15 protein-coding genes are annotated in these 21,192 nt (G+C 40.8%); 9 read left to right on the top strand and 6 right to left on the bottom strand.

Going from position 1 to position 21,192, the window contains the following annotated elements; translation table 11 throughout:
* Nucleotides 1-278: 278 nt before the first annotated feature.
* Nucleotides 279-929, top strand: a complete 651-nt coding sequence (locus tag HLH18_RS01360; protein ID WP_171545606.1) for a response regulator — start codon at nt 279-281, stop codon at nt 927-929.
* Nucleotides 930-1,025: 96 nt separating this feature from the next.
* Here the strand turns inward: HLH18_RS01360 and HLH18_RS01355 are convergent, their stop codons facing one another.
* Both HLH18_RS01355 and HLH18_RS01350 read right to left on the bottom strand, forming a co-directional pair.
* A complete protein-coding gene (locus HLH18_RS01355; protein WP_171545514.1) occupies nt 1,026-1,793 on the bottom strand; it encodes a hypothetical protein in 768 nt (255 codons plus the stop codon).
* Between the two features lie 415 nt (nt 1,794-2,208).
* Nucleotides 2,209-5,700, bottom strand: coding sequence for a hybrid sensor histidine kinase/response regulator (locus tag HLH18_RS01350; protein ID WP_171545513.1), 3,492 nt, complete (start codon nt 5,698-5,700; stop codon nt 2,209-2,211).
* 185 nt (nt 5,701-5,885) lie between these two features.
* Between HLH18_RS01350 and HLH18_RS01345 the strand changes: the two genes are divergently transcribed.
* From HLH18_RS01345 to HLH18_RS01335, 3 genes are all read left to right on the top strand, one after another.
* The gene (locus HLH18_RS01345; protein WP_067725504.1) at nt 5,886-6,218 is read left to right on the top strand and encodes a DUF485 domain-containing protein; all 333 of its coding nucleotides are present in this window, start codon (nt 5,886-5,888) and stop codon (nt 6,216-6,218) included.
* A 1-nt stretch (nt 6,219) separates the two neighbouring features.
* Entirely contained in the window at nt 6,220-7,935 is a 1,716-nt protein-coding gene (locus tag HLH18_RS01340; RefSeq protein WP_131292564.1) for a cation acetate symporter, read from the top strand.
* Between the two features lie 303 nt (nt 7,936-8,238).
* The gene (locus tag HLH18_RS01335) at nt 8,239-8,931 is read left to right on the top strand and encodes an ion channel (protein WP_171542344.1); all 693 of its coding nucleotides are present in this window, start codon (nt 8,239-8,241) and stop codon (nt 8,929-8,931) included.
* 104 nt (nt 8,932-9,035) lie between these two features.
* Here the strand turns inward: HLH18_RS01335 and omp33-36 are convergent, their stop codons facing one another.
* Complete coding sequence (omp33-36, locus tag HLH18_RS01330) at nt 9,036-9,914, bottom strand: porin Omp33-36 (RefSeq protein WP_171542345.1); 879 nt, start codon at nt 9,912-9,914, stop codon at nt 9,036-9,038.
* Between the two features lie 1,406 nt (nt 9,915-11,320).
* Between omp33-36 and HLH18_RS01325 the strand changes: the two genes are divergently transcribed.
* Nucleotides 11,321-13,024 (top strand): GGDEF domain-containing protein, encoded by a 1,704-nt coding sequence (locus tag HLH18_RS01325; RefSeq protein ID WP_171545605.1) that lies wholly within the window; start codon nt 11,321-11,323, stop codon nt 13,022-13,024.
* 16 nt (nt 13,025-13,040) lie between these two features.
* Here HLH18_RS01325 and HLH18_RS01320 read toward each other — a convergent pair whose 3' ends face one another.
* A complete protein-coding gene (locus tag HLH18_RS01320) occupies nt 13,041-13,553 on the bottom strand; it encodes a hypothetical protein (protein WP_171545512.1) in 513 nt (170 codons plus the stop codon).
* A gap of 64 nt (nt 13,554-13,617) precedes the next feature.
* Nucleotides 13,618-16,449 (bottom strand): excinuclease ABC subunit UvrA, encoded by a 2,832-nt coding sequence (gene uvrA / locus HLH18_RS01315; protein ID WP_171545511.1) that lies wholly within the window; start codon nt 16,447-16,449, stop codon nt 13,618-13,620.
* A 259-nt stretch (nt 16,450-16,708) separates the two neighbouring features.
* On the opposite strand from uvrA, the gene HLH18_RS01310 reads away from it, so the two are divergent.
* Together HLH18_RS01310 and HLH18_RS01305 are read left to right on the top strand one after the other, a co-directional pair.
* Complete coding sequence (locus HLH18_RS01310; RefSeq protein WP_171545510.1) at nt 16,709-17,062, top strand: DUF1304 domain-containing protein; 354 nt, start codon at nt 16,709-16,711, stop codon at nt 17,060-17,062.
* A gap of 64 nt (nt 17,063-17,126) precedes the next feature.
* A complete protein-coding gene (locus HLH18_RS01305) occupies nt 17,127-17,468 on the top strand; it encodes a GlpM family protein (RefSeq protein WP_171545509.1) in 342 nt (113 codons plus the stop codon).
* Between the two features lie 162 nt (nt 17,469-17,630).
* On the opposite strand, the gene tenA is transcribed toward HLH18_RS01305, so the two are convergent.
* Nucleotides 17,631-18,305 (bottom strand): thiaminase II, encoded by a 675-nt coding sequence (tenA, locus tag HLH18_RS01300; RefSeq protein ID WP_171545508.1) that lies wholly within the window; start codon nt 18,303-18,305, stop codon nt 17,631-17,633.
* 238 nt (nt 18,306-18,543) lie between these two features.
* Between tenA and HLH18_RS01295 the strand changes: the two genes are divergently transcribed.
* Together HLH18_RS01295 and HLH18_RS01290 are read left to right on the top strand one after the other, a co-directional pair.
* Complete coding sequence (locus HLH18_RS01295) at nt 18,544-19,629, top strand: DUF475 domain-containing protein (RefSeq protein WP_171545507.1); 1,086 nt, start codon at nt 18,544-18,546, stop codon at nt 19,627-19,629.
* Nucleotides 19,630-19,777: 148 nt separating this feature from the next.
* Nucleotides 19,778-21,142, top strand: a complete 1,365-nt coding sequence (locus HLH18_RS01290) for an MFS transporter (protein WP_171545506.1) — start codon at nt 19,778-19,780, stop codon at nt 21,140-21,142.
* Nucleotides 21,143-21,192: the final 50 nt, after the last annotated feature.

The following is a 21,192-nucleotide window of genomic DNA, read 5'->3' as shown; positions in this document are numbered from 1 at the left end:
TAAGATATAAGTAAAATTGCCATTAACTCAGCTTTAAATGGTGGTTAATTATTTGATTTATAGGTTTATCTTGATTGTTAATAAGCATTTTTCTTTATCCGATAAAATTTATATCAAAATGTGATTAGATTTAAAGAAATTAAGAAAATGCAGAATTTTGTCAATTTCTTAAGCCGAATGTCGGCTTAAATGCAAAAATAGTGAGATCTTGCATATCCTTAGATGTGTGACTATGGTTAGAATAGAAACCACTGTGCACAAGATCTTTCATGTCGCTTATGAATATTTTAATCGTTGATGACCATCCGTTGTTTCGTCATGCCTTAATTCAGGCCGTTCGTTACAGCTTGCCGCAAGCTCAAATTCATGAAACAGCTGCAGTAAATGAGTTGTATGAACGCTTAGATAACGGACCAGAACCGGATTTGGTTTTATTGGATTTAAATTTACCAGGGGCGTCGGGCTTTTCGGCTTTGGTTCACGTCCGTGCACAATATCCTTCGATTCCAATTATTGTGGTTTCTGCGCATGAAGAAACTTCAATTATTCAACGTGCCATTGCGCATGGTGCAATGGGCTATATTCCTAAATCAGCCCATCCAAGCCATATTGGTGAGGCGATTCGCCATGTGCTGGACGGTGAAATCTGGTTACCGCCAAACTTGCCTGCCAATCTGAATTTTGATCCACGTGCAGCAGATGAAACTGCACTGGCAGAACGTATTCAATCACTTACACCGCAACAATTCCGTGTATTGATGATGGTGGCGGAAGGTTTACTGAATAAACAGATTGCGTATGAGCTTGATGTCTCTGAAGCAACCATTAAAGCACATGTCACTGCCATTTTCCGTAAATTGAATGTGCAAAACCGGACTCAGGCGGTATTGGCGATCAGTGCTTTGAATATTGAAGAAAAGAAAATGTAATTTGCTAAACCCAGCATTGAACTAAAAAGGCACTTAAATTAAGTGCCTTTTTATTGCGAGGGATGTTTTGCAAGTCAAAGCATTTAGCGCTTTAGATTACGCGACACAGCTTTGTCTGGGAGTATGGTTTGTGCAAAATAATGGATTTAAGGCACATTGCAGATCATCAATTTGCTCTTGAGAGACATAGGCTTTCTCTTTCAGATATTCAGCCACGCTATCATCTCTTAAACTTAAAAATGCTGCATCATATACGCCTAAATCGACAAATAAAGCCGCAGTTTCTAAGCTGTTAAAACGGTCTAAATAAACATCACTGCCATACAGCAGGAAAATATGATCTTCATTGGCATGGGTATTTACATCTAGGTGCTTTGCCAATTCGAGGGGTGGGGTTTTAATAAAGAGCAGATCAGACAGTTCATCAAATTGGGTGGTATCCAATAGATTCTCATCGGTTTTGACTTTGCCAAGCCATGCTTTAAAGACCAGTACCGCACCACCACGCAATAACATGCTCCAAATCTGATGACGTACTTGATCAGTCAGGTCTTTAGATTCGGCTTTTAGGGATTGGATCAGCTTATCTTCTTGTTCAGCAAGTCGATCAAATAGACCCAAGCCTTGCGGTTTATAGGCTGCAGGGCTGAATACATCAAAATTCAATTCATCAAACACTTGTAATGCAAGTGGAACCGCACTTTGATACAAGGTGTTTAATGCCTGAATGTGAGTATCTTTTAAGTGGCTGGGCTTAAATAATTCAGTCCATTGAATTTCAGGTAACAGGGCATTGGCACCATATTGACGGTAAAATTGTTGCGATTGATCTACGCCATGACTTCTGGCTTCAGAAATGTTCATCTTAAACTCCTGTATTTCTCTATGATGACCAGTTTCTTGGGCAGCGTTTTATGTACGTACTGATAGACAGATTAAACTGATCATTTGTTGCTCTCATATATGAGCCAGGATGGCGACAAACGGAATACGACTAAAGTTATAGATGCAACTTTTATTAAAAAAATATTTTTAATAACAATAAGTTGTGAAATTGTAACTAATTATACAAGTGTATATTTAAATTTTGATGTACTTTGCCATAGCAAACCCCAGATTGGGATTTGTGTTCAATGTAACAGACCTTTAAATAAGACTTTTGAACAATTTTGTCTAGATGACAAATTAAATTGCCAGTACGCGTAATTATAGATGTATATATGTAAAAAAACGTCCATTTCATCAATTTGAAATGGACGTCCGGTTTTACAGTTAAGACTTAAGGACTGGAAATTTTTAATCCCGATAACCATGACCGAAGCGATGCCGGTTTTAACGGTTTTTTCAGCAGCACAATATTCAGTTCTTTCAAATGTTGTGGAAGTTCAGGGTCGGAATCTGCAGTAATCAGCGCCACAGGAACTTGCTCTTGACGATTTTCCAGAATGAAATCGAGACCGATTTTACCGTTATTCAAATGCTGATCGACCAGCCACACCTGAATGTTTTCTTGCTGAATCAGTTCTAGTGCCAGTTCAGGTTCGGTGGCTTTGAAGACTTGATAGCCCCATTTGGTGAGCAAGGTCGACATCCCTTCCAAAATGGTTTCATCATTGTCCAGGCATAAAATTTTATAGGCTTTGCTTTTCAGTGGAATTGCCTGGACTGGCGCGGCTACCACTTTTGGTGCTTCCACAATCGGCACTTCAATCATGAAGCAAGAGCCTTTGCCATATTCAGAATAGACATGTACAGGGTAGTCCAGCATGCTGGTCATGCGTTGTACGATGGCCAAGCCGAGTCCCAGACCCTGTTCACCCCAAGGCGAGGTATGACCGCAACGTTCGAATTCCTGAAACAGCTTAATCCGTTGTTCTTCAGCAATACCGGGACCAGTGTCCCAAACCCCAATACGGATATTGTTGGGTTTTTCTGCAGAACGCAGAACGCCGACAATCACCTTGCCTTTAGCGGTATAACGCAAGGCATTGCTGACAAAGTTTTGAATAATACGGCGAATCCATTGCGGATCGGTATCAATCCAGAATTGCGCATCATGCACACTGAATTTAATCCCACGTTGTGCCGCAATCGATTTAAATTGCAGTTCTAAATCACTAAGCAAGTCATGCAGGGGATAAGCTTGACGTTTCGGTTGAATCGTTCCCCCTTCCAGACGTGCAATATCCAGCAGGGCAGACAACATGCTTTCTGCCCCATGCAAGGCACGATCAAGTTGTTGCAGGGTCTTGCGATCTTCATCCGACTGAACGCTTTGTTCCAAAGCGGTACTAAACAAACGAGCAGCATGCATCGGTTGTAACAAGTCATGACTGGCTGCTGCAATAAAGCGACTTTTTGACATATTGGCACGGTCGGCTTGTTCGCGTGCCAGCTGCTGCTCGGAAAGCGCATTGGCAAGCTGCTGGGTTCGATCCTGAACTCGCCCTTCAAGCATGGCTTCATTCTCACGGAATGCGGTAATATCGGCAAATGTAGTCACGAAACCACCGCCTTCAATCGGATTGCCGCGCATTTGAATCACCCGACCATCTTTACGAATCCGTTCAAATTCATGCGCGCTACCCATGGCCATCCAGTGAATCCGTTTACGGACGTGTTCTTCAACGGAACCCGGACCGCATTCACCACGTTCTGCGTTATAGCGAATTAAATCTGCAATTGGACAGCCGACATAGACAATGTCTTTTGGATAATCGAACAGTTTAAGGTACTGATTATTCCATGCCACCAGACACATATTTTCATCCACCACACTCACCCCTTGGGTCATATGGTCAATCATGGTCATGATCAGGTTTTGGTTAAAACGCTGCCACTGCGATGCCTGATCCAGAATATTCGCCACCTGACCGAGAGCTAAGCCATTATTCACCATAGCCGTGGTGAGCAGGGTACGTGCGGAAGCTGAACCGATGGTTCCTGCCAGATATTGCTCGGTGAAGCGCCACCACATGCCATTGGCACTGCTGTTTTCATTCAGAATGACATTGTTTTGCGCACAGAATTGCTGGAAGGCTTGAGTGGCAGCACCTTCACCGGTAATCCGTTTGGCCAAGGCAATTAAATCTCCGACTTTTAGACGGGCTACATCATGTTGCAGGTAATTAATATCACTGGTCGTGCTATGCGAGGGTAAGGGCTTGGTTTCATAATAGAAAAAACTTTCTGCTTGAATTTGTTCTGCAATACTTGGGCGGAAAATTCGAGACACCCAAACATAGAGCAGGATATTAAGCCCTAAAGACCACACCACACCGTGGGTCAATGCTGCAAAAGACTGAAAACCGAGCAATGCTTCTGGACGTAACCAGTTAATTCCCAAAGGTCCCAGAGTCAGGAATTGTTGGGTAAACTGGCTATATTCAGCAGGCAAGCTACGCAGTACCGTCGGTAACAGCAAGGTATATGCCCACATTACAAAGCCGGTAATCAGACCTGCATAAACCCCTTGTTTACTGCCACCACGCCAATAGAGTCCACCAATCAGGGCAGGGGAGAATTGTGCCACTGCACTAAATGCCAACAAGCCAAAAACAGAGAGCTGGTCAATGTCATTAAAGAAATGGAAGAACAGGAAGCCCAGTAACATGACCGCTAAAATACAGACACGACGGGTAAATTTCAGTACCAAAGGCAGACGTTTATCGTGACGTGAAAGTATGCCCGTGCGCCAGAGTGCCGGCATAATCAGGTCATTACTGAGCATGATCGACAAAGCGACAGAGGACACCAACAGCATGCCGGTTGATGCAGAAAAACCGCCCAAAAAGGCCAATAGCGTCAACCATTCCTGGTTATAACTAAGCGGTAATGACAAAACGGCAACATCGGGAATGGCTAAAAAGTGCGGTGCTGCATGCAATGCCCAACTGGCAATGGGAATAATCGCGATGGTGGTCAAAATCAGATAAGTGGCAAACCAGCGACGTGCACCACGAATATGCTTTTCATCGCGTAATTCAACCACAGCCACATGGAATTGGCGCGGCAAACAAATAATTGCGAGTGCTGCCAAGACCGTTTGTACCCAAAAAGTTTCCGGTACACCAAACAGTTGAACCTCTTTAAAGGTATCTGCGACATCACTTGAAATTTGCCCCAGATTGCCGGGAGCATCAAACACAAAAAATAACGCAACACAAATTAAAGCAAATAATTTAACAAAGGATTCAAACGCAACGGCTAACATTAAACCGCCATGTTGTTCGGTATTGGCAATTTGCCGGGTTCCAAAAATCATGGCCAAAATGGCTAATATCCCAGTTAAGAACAGCACACCATTGGTGGTACCTTCTATACCTGTATCTTGTTGCAAAACCACGGCAGCACTTAAGGCAATGGCTCTAAGCTGCAAGGCCAGATAGGGAATAATCGCGATGACGGCAAGAATGGTGACCAGTGAGGCCAAGGTTCCACTTTTGCCATAACGCGCGGCAACAAAGTCGGCAATGGAAGAAATGGCATGATGTTGACGCACTCGACCCAAGCGTCGCCAAATATCATAACCGACCCCAACAAAGATTAAGGGTCCCAAATAAATCGGCAGGAAGATAATCCCTTCACGAACAGCGGCACCGGTCGCACCATAGAATGTCCAGGATGAACAATAAACCCCTAAAGTCAAACTAAAGAGGAGCATGCGACCACGGGTACTTAATCGACTCGCGTGTTTTTCCCCAAAAAAGGCACAGATAAAAAGTAATGCGATATAGAGGGCGAGAACCCCGATAATGAGCCAGCTGTTCATATTGCCTACAGTGTAAAACTATATCGTAATCATACCCTATCTGGTAATCTGACCAGTGTAATTGGTTAAAATTTAACGACCAAAGTATTAATTACAACAACCCAACAAGATTGTTAAGTTATACAACGTAATAATTCGAATTAAAAAATAGCGCCTAAGGCTGGGCACAAACAGGAGCATTGGTTATGGATGAGAGACAGGTAGAGCAAATTCTACAGAATCCAAAATTTAAACAGATGGTCAGTAAAAAAAGCACACTGAGCTGGACACTTACAGCAATTATGTTGTTCGTCTACGTGGGTTTCATGCTGCTCGTCGGTTATAACAAAGAATTCTTAATGAGTTCTTTTAGCGGTGGTGTAACAACGTGGGGCATGCCACTGGGTCTAAGCATCATCGTATTATCATTTCTACTTTGTGGTGTGTATTCCTATATTGCTAACAACAAGTTAGATCCATTAACAAAAGAAGCAATGAGAGAAGTAGAAGCAATTGCGAATGAAAAAGGACCGCACTAATATGAAATGGAATTCATTGAAGGCTCAAGCCCTTGCAGCATCAACGCTGCTCATGTCGGGTATGGTTATGGCTGGCCCAGATCTTGGAGCTGCTGAGCAGCAACCAACCAACTGGCACGCAATCATCATGTTTGTGATTTTTGTTGCTTTTACTTTGGTCATTACCAAATGGGCAGCGAAGCAAACCACCAGTACGACAGATTTCTATACTGCCGGTGGTGGGATCTCAGGTTTCCAAAATGGTTTGGCGATTGCCGGTGACTATATGTCAGCTGCTTCGTTCCTGGGTATTTCCGCACTTGTTTTTAGTTCAGGCTTTGACGGTTTACTTTACTCACTTGGTTTCATGGTGGGTTGGCCAATCGTATTGTTCCTGGTGGCTGAACGTCTACGTAACCTAGGTAAATTCAACTTATCTGACGTGGTGTCTTTCCGCTTGGCAGAAAAGCCAGTTCGTACTTTGGCGGCCGTGAGCTCACTTGTGGTTGTTGCGTTCTACCTGATCGCTCAGATGGTCGGTGCAGGACAGCTGATCAAACTGCTGTTTGGTTTGAACTACAACATTGCAGTGGTGATTGTTGGTTTGCTGATGATGGCTTACGTGATTTTCGGCGGTATGTTGGCAACCACTTGGGTACAGATCATCAAAGCGGTGATGTTACTTTCAGGTGCGAGCTTCATGGCATTTATGGTCATGAAAGGTGTGGGCTTTAGCTTCACTGAAATGTTTGATCAATCGATTCATATCTTCTCTAAAGTTCATGATATTACTTTGGCAGAAGCCGGAAATATCATGGGGCCGGGTAAGTTAGCCGCAAATCCACTTGATGCAATCTCTTTAGGTCTTGCATTGATGTTTGGTACTGCCGGTTTACCGCATATCTTGATGCGTTTCTTTACGGTGAAGGATGCCAAAGAAGCACGTAAGTCAGTGGTTGTTGCAACAGGTTTCATTGGTTATTTCTACCTTTTAACCTTCATCATTGGTTTCGGTGCGATCATGTACGTATCGAACAATCCACAATTCCTTGATGTGGCGAAAATGGCAGTGACTGGCAAGTTAGAGCTTGTTGGTGGTAACAACATGGCTGCGGTGCACTTAAGTGATGCGCTTGGCGGTGACTTGTTCATGGGCTTCATTTCAGCAGTGGCATTCGCAACAATTCTTGCAGTGGTTGCAGGTTTGACATTGTCTGGTGCTTCAGCAATTTCACATGACTTGTATGCAAACGTATTCAAGAAAGGTCAAACGACTCCTGAATCTGAACTTCGCATGTCAAAAATTGCGACTCTAGGTCTTGCAATTTTTGCGATGATTTTGGGTATTTTATTTGAGAAGCAAAACGTTGCCTTCATGGTCGGTTTGGCATTCTCGGTGGCTGCATGTGCCAATTTCCCGGTACTTGTATTGTCAATGTTCTGGAAAGGCTTAACCACGCGCGGTGCGGTTATTGGTGGTGTCGTGGGTCTAGGTCTTGCAGTGCTGTTGATTGTGCTGTCTAAAGCAGTTTGGGTGGATACACTAGGTATCTCTGATACGCCAATCAATCCATTTAACGGTCCTGCAATCTTCGCTATGCCATTGTCGTTCTTCTGCTGCTGGTTGTTCTCTGTGACTGATAATTCAGCACGTGCACAAGCAGAGCGTAAGGCATTTGACGCACAGTATGTTCGTTCAATGACAGGTATTGGCGCATCAGGTGCATCTGATCACTAAGACTGAAAACTGAACCAATAAAAAAGTCCCCTCAGGGACTTTTTTATTGTCTGATATTTAAGATATGTTTGATTGATAAAATATTTTTTTAAACTTTAATCAGTTTATTGGGTAGTGATTTTGAATTTTATCTTGGAGGATTTCATTGTTAAAATTTAATTAGGGGGCATTTGTTAATGATTTTTTTGGTGATTTTCATACAAATGGGTCACTGGTAGGGTGCTTAATTCATGCTAAGTTAATCAGATGAAAAATAAAGAAAACAGCATAATAAACAAAAACAGCAATATCTTGGAGGGGTAAATGCAGGCCTTTATTGATGTTTGGAAAATTTTTCGCTTATTACCTTCAGCATGGCTGATCTTATTGCAATTTATCATTTTAATATTATCTGTGGCAGGCAATTACAGTATGACCTATCGGACGTTGACCTGGCTTTTAGGGGTCTTGGTTTTACTGGTGATCGCTAAAGTCATTCGACAAACACCGATGTTTACCATTTTAGGACTGAGTTTTGTTGGTGGAGCGGTAATTTTTTCTTCACTGATTTTATTCGGCTTAAAATATCCCATGCTTCAAGTGATTGCGCATGGTTTCGAAGCTGCAGCCTATTTTAGTGCTGCATATGGTTTATTGCGTTATATGTTCGAAGACCGTTATTTAACCCGAGATGAACTGTTCGCTGCGGGTGCAGTATTTACGCTTCTTGCTTGGGGTTTTGCTTTTTTATATAACATTTGCCAGCTTTTGGTACCGGGGAGTTTTCAAAATCCCAATATGACTGGTTTACAAACATGGCTGGATTTATTGTTTTTAAGTTTTAGTTTGCAGTCGGCAACAGGCCTGTCTGATTTAATGCCGTTGAGTGCACCTGCACGTGTGCTGGCAGTGCTACAAATGTTTTGTGGTGTCATGTACTTGGCACTGATTGTTTCGCGTTTAATTGCCCTGCAATATATTACATATTTACCCGATCATGACGACGTTAATAAATAAGAGCAGAGCGATGCATGAGAATAATGGCTTTCCATCTGAATAAAGCTAGACAATAAAAAAGGACTCAATTGAGTCCTTTTTTGAATTCTTTTTCTAATTTCTAATTAGAAACGGAATTTAGCATTTACGCCTACAGTTTGAGTATCAAGTGCAAGTTGTTCAGCATTCGCATTTACATAGCTTGCACCAACTGCAACTGCTGGAGTGATGAAGTAATTTACGTTTGCACCCCAAGCTTTGTCTGGTGAACCAGCGAAGCTAGATTCCATGTAAGATGCACCAACGCTTAATTTCGGTGTAACAAAAAGAGTTGTACCTAGGTTGTAAGCAGTGTCTTCACCGTAAACTAAACCAGATTCAAAACCGATTGACATATTCGTACCGTCAATAGCACCTACGTATTTAGTACGTGCAGTGATCGCATCTTGGTCACGTGCAATAGTTTCAGTTTCTAAACCAGCTTTAACAACACCGTTAGAAAGAATGTTGAAAGCATCATAAGAATCTTGATCAGCAACGCTTGTATAACCAACAGCTACCAAGAAGTTAGGGATTACAAGAGCACCAAGTTCTAATGCATAACGATCACCTTGATCATCTTTTTCTACATTGTTTTTGCTGTCGTTAATTGTGTGGTTATAAGAAGCACTAGCGTATACAGGAACTACTTTAGTTGGAATATATGCTTCAGCTTTAGCACCATAAGTGTGAGAAACGATGTCTAAACCATCTTCATCATCATATTCGCCATAGTTATAAGCTACAGATATGTTAGACGCTTGGTTTAAGAAAGCTGCTTCAGCCAATGGACCTTTTGAAGAATCAACATCTTTAAGGTAGTAAGTACCTTGTACAGCACCGGTAAAGTTTTTGTCATTTGCTGTGTTATCAACGTACTCAGATTGACCTTGTACTTCGAATTGGTACGCTTGAGCACCGGTCATGGCTAATAATAAAGCAGTGGCTAAACCAAGTTTTTTCATAATAATTACCCGTTCTGTTAAAAAATGATTAAACAGTAGGCATTGTATTGTAACAAAACATTAAGTCAATGAACTATAATGACATTATTTTGTTGAGTTTTTGTATTAAATTATATAAATGGTTAAAAAATGTGCAGATGATTGATTTTATGTCAACGTTAAAAAACTTTTTTTAGAACAAATGAATATACGGATTTTTACAGCTTTTTTTGGAAAAAAACGGAAAATTCGAGAGCCTTTTAACAATGTAAAATTTGATAAAATTTTTTTATTAATTGTAAAAAACAATTTATAGAGCTGGCTTAAGTGTGAATTGTTTTGCATATTCTTAATTTTATTTAGAATTTAATACCAAAGTTAGCCTTAAAATATTTCATTTGAGTATAAAAAATAAACATATCATTTTTATTTATGTGATGATTTTTGCATTATTGTCTAATTATTGTGATTTAATTAAAAGCCAACTAATTCGATAGGCTTTACTTATTTGGTGATTTTTATCATAATCTATCTATCAAGTCATGTTACATTAAAATAATGTGATGATGATCTGATTCTCCATGAACAAGTTTTGTTTTTATATGCCCAACTTTCCCCAAGGTTGGGTTTTTTTTTGCCTGAAATAAATGTGCTCTGACTAAGATCTCATATTTAATAAAGAAAATATCCAAGTATCAGCGAAGTATTGAAACTAAAAAAATATTCTTCTTTATTTTTTGATCAATGATTGATTACAAAGCAGAATAGTTGAAAAGGTGCATTGGGAATGATTTGTAATAATTGTGCATCAATATAGTGCGTTATTAATGTTGATTTTGTGCTATTTCTCAATTTTTAGTCATAAAAAACCCCAGTTTTCTGTGAAAACTGGGGTTTTTTAGCCAAAAATCTCGGATAATTCAAAAATCCTGCTGAGGAATGATTTTGACTTGCCCTAATGCGGTGCATTATGCACTTATTTGTGGCATGTGTAAATATTTTCTTAGACCTGTTATAAAAATATTTTTAGCTATGTGTCATTCATACAAAATGATCTGAATGAATTTAATAAAAGTAGAAAATTTAGGCATTAAGAGATTTAGGTGAAACAAGGATTGTTTTACTTAAGCTACTGAATGGTCTTAATGCAATTAAGTGCTTGTCAAAAGAAAAGCGAACAGAATTCTATAATCAATCCATGATGCTGATGAGCGCAAGCAATTGAGCTTAGATATTTTGGATAAACTTGGTTTATTCTTTTATCTTCATTAGAGAGTAGTATTAATAATAATTTTTTATAAAAAATAAGATAAACGGTTGATAAGAAAGAATTAGTAGTATGAAAATCATGTAATATATACGATTGTATTATAAACGAAATATGATGATGATTGGCCAGTTGTTTTTGTGTGGGACGTACTGAATCCATGTATAAATTACGTTCGGGACATATTAGTCAACGGCTTTTCTTGTCGATGATTATCATTATCTTCTCACTGCTTTTTCTTTCTGTTCCCTTAATTGTCAGTAGCTATCAGAGCTATCAAAAAGCAGATCGAGCCTTAACTGAAATTTCTGCGTTACGTGCAGTTGCCGATTTAGCCAATAAAGTTTCACGCGAGCGAGCACCTGCGAATAAGGTGATGTCGAGCACTGCTGAAGAATTAGCTGAAAATCTACAAGAGCTGCAAGCGCATCGAAAAGAAGTTGATATACAAATTGATCAGACCATACAGATTTTAAATGCAGCGGGCTTTTCTGCTCAGGTACGAGGCTTATCTTCCAATTTAAAAGTAATTTTACAGCAAGGTCGTCAAGCTGTAGACGCGTATGCTGCTTTGCCCCGATCTAAACGTACTTCAAAACAACTTGATGATGCGATTAAGCAAATGTTCACGGCTTGGGATAGTTGTCACGAAATTTTAAAAAATGTATTGGTACACGCTGAAGCTAAAAGCACATCTGTTTCTGAATACTATACGCTGATTTTAATTCTGGCAGATTTACGTGACCAGGCAGGGCGAATTGCATCGAATGTCATTGCATCTGTCACTTTTGCAGAAAAAATACCTGAAGATAATCTGGCTCGATCATTACAGACTCAACATCAGGCAAATTATTTATGGGGCTTGGTCAATACCATACAACCTGAACAAGGTAAAACCCCCGAATATTTAGCTTTGCATCAAAAAGTAAAAACACAGTTTTTAGATAAAGGCATTCCAATTGTTGCGGGTTTAATTAATGAAAGTTTGCATAATAAGCGTTATTCATTAACCGGTACGCAATTGACAGAGGCTATGGTCGACAAATTTGTCACAGTGGTAAATTTGCAAACTTATATTTTAGATTACAGTGTTAGCGTTGCTCAAGATGAGAAAAATCAAGCGAAACAACAATTTATAATAACGCTGTTGGTTGCAGTAATTTGTTTGGTTACCGCATGTTTTACCATGATTTATGCGCGAAATGGGGTATTTAAACCTTTACTTAAAGCCAAAAATGCAATTCTTCGTTTGGCACAGCATAAAGTTGCAGATAGTGAATTTGATGAATTATCAAATGATCCAGTAACATTATTACAGGCAATTAAAAAGTTGAAATCCGTGCTACAGCAACGCGATGCTTTAGAATTCCAACTCAGAAATATTGCCAATACTGATAGTTTGACTGGTGTATCCAACCGTTTGGCTTTGGATGAATACATTAAGTATTTGGAAAAGAAACCTGAAAAATTTACTCAAACAGCCCTGATTATTTTTGATATTGATGATTTTAAATATGTAAATGATACATTTGGGCATATTATCGGCGATGAAGTTATTAGGCTAGTTGCGGAAAAATTACAATTTAATGTACGTACTTCGGATTTGATTGTGCGTTATGGCGGTGATGAATTTTTGGTGTTAATCGAACAGGCTGATTTTCAGGATGCTTGGGTTGTCGCGAATAAAATTCTTGAAGAGATTGGTAGCTCTGAACTGTACATTGCCGAGATCAATCAGAATATCCAGATTTCTGTGAGTGCAGGTGTGGCAGTTGGTGCAGCATCGTGGATGGCATTACTTGAAAAAGCCGATAAGTCTTTATTTCAGGCCAAAGAAAATGGGAAGAATAAAGTCGCGGGGTGATGGAATACATGCATTTTTATTGGAAAAGAGCACTATGTAAACTTTCATATAATTCATATCTGAGTCTTAGAATTTCTCCTCGATACCAAGTTGATTTTTCTTGAGTAACTTTTTCTCCATTGAAATAAGTATAAGAATTAAACTTTACTAAAAACTCTCCGTATTTTCTTAGGCATTGTTGTTGGTCTTTATAACCATATAATAATAGTAAGCCTTCATTTTTACTTAATAGTTGAAAGTCATTAAATAAGGATGCTTTTAATGGCGTTAATCTTAAATATATATTTTCTTTATCGATTGGATCTTTCTTAATTTCAAAATCAAAAATACTCCATACTTTTAAAACTAGATGATTTATTTCCTCAATGTCTGCAGAAATCTGCATTAAAATTTTTCGGTTATTTTCTAATTTATCTTTGGATACTGAAGCACTGATATTAGTTCTTTGAAGAAAGTAAGCAAAGAATCCTGTAATAATTGAGCCTAATCCAATTTTAACGGCTGTATCTATAATTTCTAATTCTGTCATATCTAAAAATAAAAAAACGGTGAATGAATCACCGTTTTATCATGTATTTAGCTGAAATAGAAAATTATTTAAGCAAAGGTTTTAAGAACTTCGCTGTATGTGAAACCTTAGATTTCACCACTTCTTCAGGCGTACCTTCGGCAATAATCATCCCGCCACCGGCACCACCTTCAGGACCCAGGTCAATCACCCAGTCAGCAGTCTTAATCACATCCAGATTATGCTCAATCACTACAATGGTATTACCCTTATCGCGGAGTTGATGCAGAATGTCTAACAGCTTGGCAATGTCGTGGAAATGCAGACCTGTGGTCGGTTCATCTAGGATATATAAGGTTTTACCTGTATCCCGTTTTGCAAGCTCACGTGCCAATTTCACACGTTGTGCTTCACCACCTGAAAGGGTGGTCGCAGATTGACCCAAACGGATATAACCCAAACCGACTTGCGTTAAAGTTTCCAGGCGACGGTGAATCACTGGAATGGCTTCGAAGAAATGCATTGCATCTTCAACAGTCATGCCTAAAACATCGGAAATGTTTTTACCTTTATAACCGACTTCTAGCGTTTCACGGTTATAACGGTCGCCATGACAGGCATCGCAAGGCACATACATATCGGGCAGGAAGTGCATCGCCACTTTAATCATGCCGTCGCCTTCGCATGCTTCACAACGACCACCTTTCACGTTAAACGAGAAACGACCCGCAGCATAACCACGGGCTTTAGCTTCAGGCGTTTGCGCAAATAATTCACGAATCGGGGTGAACAAACCTGTATAGGTTGCAGGGTTAGAACGTGGCGTACGCCCAATCGGACTTTGGTCAATATCCACGACTTTATCGAGGAATTGTAAGCCATCAATCGAATCAAATTTTTCAGCGGTTAAAGTGGTTGCACCGTTCAATTGGGTTGCTGCAAGCGGTAATAGGGTACGGTTAATCAGCGTAGATTTACCCGAACCCGAAACACCCGTCACACAAGTCATAATGCCTAAAGGAATGGTTAAATCAACATTCTGCAAGTTATGACCTGCAGCACCCATCAACTTGATTTTCTCTTCAGGTTTTGGCGGTTGAGTTCGGACTTTCGGCACTTCAATTTTTAACTTTCCGGATAAATATTGTCCGGTAAGTGAATCAGGGTTTGCCAAAATTTCTTCATAGGTGCCTTCGGCAATAATATGACCGCCATGCACACCTGCACCCGGGCCAATATCAATAATATGATCCGCAGCACGAATCGCATCTTCATCATGTTCAACGACTAAAACTGTATTGCCCAAGTCACGCAGGCGAACCAGAGTTTCAAGCAGACGGTCATTATCACGTTGATGCAAACCAATCGACGGTTCATCGAGGACATACATCACACCCATCAAGCCCGCACCAATTTGCGAAGCCAAACGGATACGCTGTGCTTCACCACCCGACAGGGTTTCGGCAGAACGTGAAAGACTTAAATAGTTCAAACCGACAGACACCAGGAAATGCAAACGCTCACGGATTTCTTTAAAAATTTTGTCGGCAATTTCACCTTTAGCACCTTCAAGGTTTAAATCCTGATAGTAACTTTCGGCATCGCCAATCGACATTTTGGTAATCTGCGCGATGGTTTTGTCTTTGACCCGGACGTTACGTGAAATTTCATTCAGACGTGAACCGCCACAGGCATCACAGGCTGCATTAGATAAGTATTGCGCTAAATCATCACGTACATAATTAGATTCCGTTTCACGGTAACGACGTTCCAGATGCGGCAAAATGCCTTCAAAAGGTTGCACACGTTTATGCTGACGACCACGTTCATCGATATAGCTTAAATCAACTTTGTCTTTGCCGGTTCCGTAGAGGAATTTCTTTTTGGTGTCGGCATCCAGTTCATTCCAAGGCGTATCCAAAGAAAAGCCAAAATGCGCTGCGACTTTTTCAATCATGCTGTAGTAATACGGACGTTGTCTGTCCCAACCACGAATCGCGCCCTGGCTAATTGAAACTTCATTGTTTGGAATCAGTTTGTCTGCACTGAAATGACTGCGGGTACCTAAGCCATCACAGACCGGGCAGGCACCAAATGGATTGTTGAACGAGAACAAACGTGGTTCAAGTTCGGCTACAGCACGATCACATTCAGGGCAAGAATGTTTTGCCGAAAACACACGATCTGCTTGTTCGCCTTTCATCCACGATAAAATCGCGATGTCACCCCCTAAACGCAGCGCAGTTTCAAAAGATTCAGCAATCCGGTTGCCCAAATCATCACGAACTTTAAAGCGATCCACGACCACTTCAATGGTATGTTTTTTCTTTTTATCCAGTTCGGGTGGGGTATCAATTTCGACAATTTCACCATCTACACGGGCACGGACAAAACCTTGGCTTTGCAGTTGTTCAAACAGGTTGGTGTATTCACCTTTACGCTCACGCACCACAGGGGCAAGCAGCATTAAAGCCGTGCCTTCTTCTAAGTTTTTAACTGCATCGACCATTTCTGAAACAGTTTGTGCCACCATCGGCAGGTCATGTTCAGGACAATACGGTGTTCCGACACGTGCATATAAAAGACGTAAATAGTCGTAAATTTCGGTGATTGTTCCCACAGTTGAACGTGGGTTGTGGCTGGTTGATTTCTGTTCAATTGCAATAGCAGGGCTTAAACCTTCAATAGAATCGACTTCTGGCTTTTCCATTTGCGAAAGGAACTGGCGTGCATAGGCAGAAAGCGATTCCACATAACGGCGCTGACCTTCAGCATATAAAGTGTCAAAAGCTAAGGAAGATTTACCTGAGCCTGAGAGTCCCGTAATGACCACGAATTTGTCGCGTGGAATATCGAGTGACACATTTTTTAAGTTATGGGTACGTGCGCCTCGAATACGGATATGACTTTGGCTCATAAAACATCTCGGTAATGTGCAAATTGAAGGTTATATATGATAGCGATTTAATTTTGTTCAAGCTGAATAAAATCGTTTTTTAACGACATATTATGTCGGCTGAATCAGTTTAGTTAAATTTTATAAGACTGTAGCGAGCTTTAGGAATAGTCACAAGCCTGAATAAGCTACTTTTAATGTGAATCGTGTTGCAGAGGGTATCGCTAAAAAAGCAAAATCACCGCACAATAGCATGAAAATAAAAAAGGAAATTAAAACAATGATTGCCAAAATTTTAATCACACTGATTGCATTACTGCATGTTTATTTCTTGGTTCTTGAAATGTTCCTGTGGGATAAAACCATGGGCATGAAAGCCTTTGGTAATAATGCAGAAAAGGCAAAATTGACCAAAGTTTTAGCGCAAAATCAGGGTTTGTATAATGGTTTTCTAGCAGCCGGATTAATTTGGTCGCTGTTTGCACCAGAAGCTTATGCCACGGCACTGGCCAACTTCTTTTTAGGCTGTGTTTTGGTTGCCGGAATTTATGGTGGCATCACCGCCAGTAAAAAGATTATTTATGTTCAGGCTATCCCTGCATTGATTGCCTTGATTGTGGTGAATTTAATTTAAGCAAAAGATATTTTGCGACGTAGACTATGCGACTCAATCAATTGATCTGTTCGGATGGATAGGGATGCTGGCTTTATTTTTTAAATGTAGTTTAGGGGCAGCCGTTGTTTTAATTATTTCTATCCTTTCCAAGAGTAAAGCTTTTTATATTGCCGGTCTGGTCCCACTATTTCCGACCTTTGCCTTGATTGCACATGTGATTGTGTCGCAACAGCAGGGTGCAGAAGCTTTGCGTAAAACTGCATTATTCGGTTTATGGTCGCTTATTCCATATTTTATTTATTTGCTATTGGTATATGTATTGGCAACCAAGATGTCGATGTGGTCATGTCTAGGTATAGCGACACTATGCTGGATTGTGGCTGCGGCAGGGCTGATTTATGGATGGCAGATGTTTCAGCCGTAAAAAAATCCCTCCCCTTGCGGACTCAAAATATATTTTGAGACTCCTCACCATTTAAAAATGGAGGAGTTTTTTAATTTACTCCTACTTTTAAAGTGGAAGTAAAAATAATCTTGATCACAAATTGAAGGAGAGGGGGATAATTTAGATACTGACTATCGAATCTTATAATTCATCCAAACCTAACCACTGGCGTTGATCATAGGCACTATCCCAGAACAACCATTCCAGTTTGGCAGCCGTGGTATAGGCATGATGCATTTTCTCAAGGGTATCGGCATCACAGCGTGCAGCGACTTTATCAACCGTGGCAATCACATTACGTACAGCCTCATTGAATTCTTCACCTGCATAGGTATCGACCCAAGCTTGGTACGGATTATTCGGTATTGAATTATCAACAATATCTTTACCGACTTCTGCATAAATCCAGAAACAAGGAAGTAAGGAAGCCAAGACCACCGGATAGCTTTCAGACCATGCCGTTGCGGTTAAAAATGAAGTGTAATGATGACAAGCCAAGGTTAAAGGAGTGGATTCAAATTCTTTTTTGGTGATATCAAATTCTTGCATAAAGCCATCATGCAGACTGCGTTCAACCACAATGGCAATTCTGGCAGCTTCCGCAAACTGAATCACGTCATCAGCTTCGAAGGCTTTGGCAGCACAAACTGCAAGTGATCGACCATAAGCCAGTAAATAATGCGCATCTTGAATCACATAATGACTAAAAACGTCTTTGCTCAAAGTCCCTTGTGCAAGTTCTTGGTTAAATGGCAGGGCTAAAGTTTTTTGATATAAAGCCAGATTTCGCTGCCATACCTCTTGAGAAAAGCTCATGTCATCATCCTGTCGATAATAAAAGAAGAATTTACAGAAGGCTGGACTATAGCAAGAGTTTTCGCGCTAAGATATCAAGCCGCATAAATAGTGTATTTATCTTCAAAAAAAATCATACGAAGAATTTTGGATTAATATCAAAAAGTCGTCATAATTGTGCACATAAAATCTTAAGCTTCTATTTTTAAGTTTTACCGAATTTACTCTCTATACATATTTGTTCATAGGTCGATCTATCATGATGAAACATTTTGGTTTCTCAATCATTTTTACGATCGTGTGTCTGGCTATATCTGCATATTGGGGCTTTACGCATGGCCCGGAAGCAGGTTTAAAGACCATGTTCACGGCGTTAACCATTACTGCCATTCTGGCCGTCATGGAAGTATCACTTTCTTTCGATAATGCCGTGGTGAATGCCTCGGTACTGCGCGGTTGGGATCATTTCTGGAAAATGATTTTCTTGACCGTCGGTATTGTTATTGCTGTATTTGGCATGCGTTTGGTGTTCCCGATTGTGATTGTTGCAGTCACTGCGGACATGGGCATGTTTGAAGTTGTGAAAATGGCGATCAATGATCCGATTAGTTATTCAGAAAAACTGATGGCACATCATGCTGAAATTGCAGCATTTGGTGGCTCATTCTTATTGCTCGTGTTCCTAAATTTCTTCCTGGATAGCGAAAAAGATACCCACTGGTTTAGATGGCTTGAGGCACGTTTGTCTAATCTAGCCAACGTACCTGCAATGTCAGTATTCCTTTCACTGGTTGGCTTGCTGATCATGGCAGCAAATGTAGAGGAAACTGCACGTTTAGCTGTGACCATGGCCGGGATCTGGGGGATCGTCATTTACATTGGGGTTCAAGTACTGAGTCACTTGTTAGGCGGTGAACCTGAAATTGATGAACAGGGCAATGCTGTGGCACATGATGCCAGTGGGGCATCTACAGGTGTGATTAAAGCCGGTTTTGGTGGTTTTATTTACCTTGAAGTACTTGATGCATCGTTCAGTTTTGATGGTGTCATCGGTGCTTTCGCGATTACATCGGATGTTGTGATCATTATGCTCGGTCTTGCTATTGGTGCAATGTTCGTGCGTTCAATGACCATTTATCTGGTCGAAAAAGGTACATTAGATGCGTATGTTTTCCTTGAACATGGCGCGCACTATGCCATTGGTGCTTTGGCATTCATTATGCTGGCGAGCGGTACTGGGTTACACGTACCTGAAGTCGTGACTGGTTTGATTGGTGTGGCATTTATTGTTTGGGCAGTGATTGCATCCATTCAATATAGTAAGCGTCAAGAACGGATCGGTTAATGGTTTTTTAAGAAAAACGGTTACAATAGGGGCGCATGAAAATGCGCCCTTTTTTATGATGGTTGATCCTTGAATAAATCAACATCCATAACATGAATGTTGTAGGATAGCCCATCGAAATTAAATTTATAAACCTAAGCTTATTGATATGATGAATGCTTTAGAACGCCGTTCAACCTTTGCCTTAAGCAGTATTTTTGCCCTGCGTATGTTGGGCTTGTTCATGATTATTCCTGTGTTTTCTGTGGCAGGGCAGTCATATCAAGGGGCAACACCTGCGCTGATTGGTTTGGCGGTAGGTGTATATGGTTTAACCCAAGCGATTTTACAAATCCCCTTTAGCTTGCTGGCTGACCGTTTTAGCCGTAAGCCTTTGGTGGTTTTAGGCTTATTGTTGTTTGCGCTAGGTGGTGCAATTGCCGCGATGTCTGAAACCATTTATGGCGTGATCATTGGTCGTGCGATTGCCGGTGGTGGTGCGGTTTCTGCCGTGGTGATGGCATTGTTAGCCGATGTCACCCGTGAAGAGCAGCGCAGCAAAGCCATGGCGGTAATGGGGATGAGTATTGGCGTGTCCTTTATGGTCGCCTTCAGTCTTGGACCTTGGCTCACCAGTCTGGTGGGTATTTCCGGACTGTTCTGGGTGACGACGCTGATGGGTTTGGCGGCAATTTCGATATTGCTGTTGGTTCCCAAAGTGACCCGTCATCATAAAAACTATCAGCAAGGTTATGTGGCACAACTAAAACAGGTACTGAAAATGGGCGATTTAAACCGCTTGCATGTTTCAGTGTTTGCGCTGCATTTATTGCTGACTGCGATGTTTATTTATATGCCATCACAGTTGATTCAGTTTGCTGATATTCCATTGGCCAGTCATGGTCTGGTGTATTTGCCATTGCTGATCATTAGCCTGTTTTTTGCTTTTCCAAGCATTATTTTGGCGGAAAAATATCGTAAAATGCGCGGCATTTTCCTGACTGCCATTGGCGGGATCATTCTGGGTTTACTGGTACTGATTTTTGGCTATGAATCAAAATATATTTTATTGGCAGGTTTAGGATGCTTCTTTATTGCCTTTAACGTGATGGAAGCCTTGTTGCCTTCTTGGCTATCCAAATCTGCACCGATTCAGTCTAAAGCCACAGCGATGGGTGTGAATGCCAGCAGCCAGTTTTTAGGGGCATTTTTTGGCGGCATGATTGGCGGTCAACTCTTGTTACTAAATAATACTTCGATGGGTTGGAGCATCCTGGCGGGGATCGCTGTAGTCTGGTTATTGATCAGCTTTGGCCTGGCTCAACCGCGTTATCTTTCATCGCTGGTATTGGCCTTGCCCGAGACAAAACAAACGGATGAGTGGACTTCTCAACTTTTGGCGATTCGTGGTATTGAAGAGGTTGTGGTGATGTCTGATCAGCAATTTGCTTATGTTAAAATTGATAAACAGCTTATAGATGAAGCTGCGCGACAAGATTTAACGCAGTTGTTGGGTAAAGAGGTAGCCATTTAAGCATAACTCTTATAAAGTAAAATACAGAAATAAATAGGAAGTGTACGTCT

This window comes from Acinetobacter sp. ANC 5414 (assembly GCF_013004295.1).
Taxonomy (GTDB): Bacteria; Pseudomonadota; Gammaproteobacteria; order Pseudomonadales; family Moraxellaceae; genus Acinetobacter.
This window is presented reverse-complemented; position numbering and strand designations above follow the sequence as displayed.

Coding starts and splice junctions, on each gene's coding strand:
- HLH18_RS01345 (WP_067725504.1), top strand. CDS start 5,886: ATGGATGAGAGACAGGTAGAGCAAATTCTACAGAATCCAAAATTTAAA.
- HLH18_RS01340 (WP_131292564.1), top strand. CDS start 6,220: ATGAAATGGAATTCATTGAAGGCTCAAGCCCTTGCAGCATCAACGCTG.
- HLH18_RS01335 (WP_171542344.1), top strand. CDS start 8,239: ATGCAGGCCTTTATTGATGTTTGGAAAATTTTTCGCTTATTACCTTCA.
- HLH18_RS01355 (WP_171545514.1), bottom strand. CDS start 1,793: ATGAACATTTCTGAAGCCAGAAGTCATGGCGTAGATCAATCGCAACAA.
- HLH18_RS01310 (WP_171545510.1), top strand. CDS start 16,709: ATGATTGCCAAAATTTTAATCACACTGATTGCATTACTGCATGTTTAT.
- HLH18_RS01290 (WP_171545506.1), top strand. CDS start 19,778: ATGATGAATGCTTTAGAACGCCGTTCAACCTTTGCCTTAAGCAGTATT.
- omp33-36 (WP_171542345.1), bottom strand. CDS start 9,914: ATGAAAAAACTTGGTTTAGCCACTGCTTTATTATTAGCCATGACCGGT.
- HLH18_RS01320 (WP_171545512.1), bottom strand. CDS start 13,553: ATGACAGAATTAGAAATTATAGATACAGCCGTTAAAATTGGATTAGGC.
- HLH18_RS01360 (WP_171545606.1), top strand. CDS start 279: ATGAATATTTTAATCGTTGATGACCATCCGTTGTTTCGTCATGCCTTA.
- HLH18_RS01325 (WP_171545605.1), top strand. CDS start 11,321: ATGTATAAATTACGTTCGGGACATATTAGTCAACGGCTTTTCTTGTCG.
- HLH18_RS01295 (WP_171545507.1), top strand. CDS start 18,544: ATGATGAAACATTTTGGTTTCTCAATCATTTTTACGATCGTGTGTCTG.
- tenA (WP_171545508.1), bottom strand. CDS start 18,305: ATGAGCTTTTCTCAAGAGGTATGGCAGCGAAATCTGGCTTTATATCAA.
- uvrA (WP_171545511.1), bottom strand. CDS start 16,449: ATGAGCCAAAGTCATATCCGTATTCGAGGCGCACGTACCCATAACTTA.
- HLH18_RS01305 (WP_171545509.1), top strand. CDS start 17,127: ATGCTGGCTTTATTTTTTAAATGTAGTTTAGGGGCAGCCGTTGTTTTA.
- HLH18_RS01350 (WP_171545513.1), bottom strand. CDS start 5,700: ATGAACAGCTGGCTCATTATCGGGGTTCTCGCCCTCTATATCGCATTA.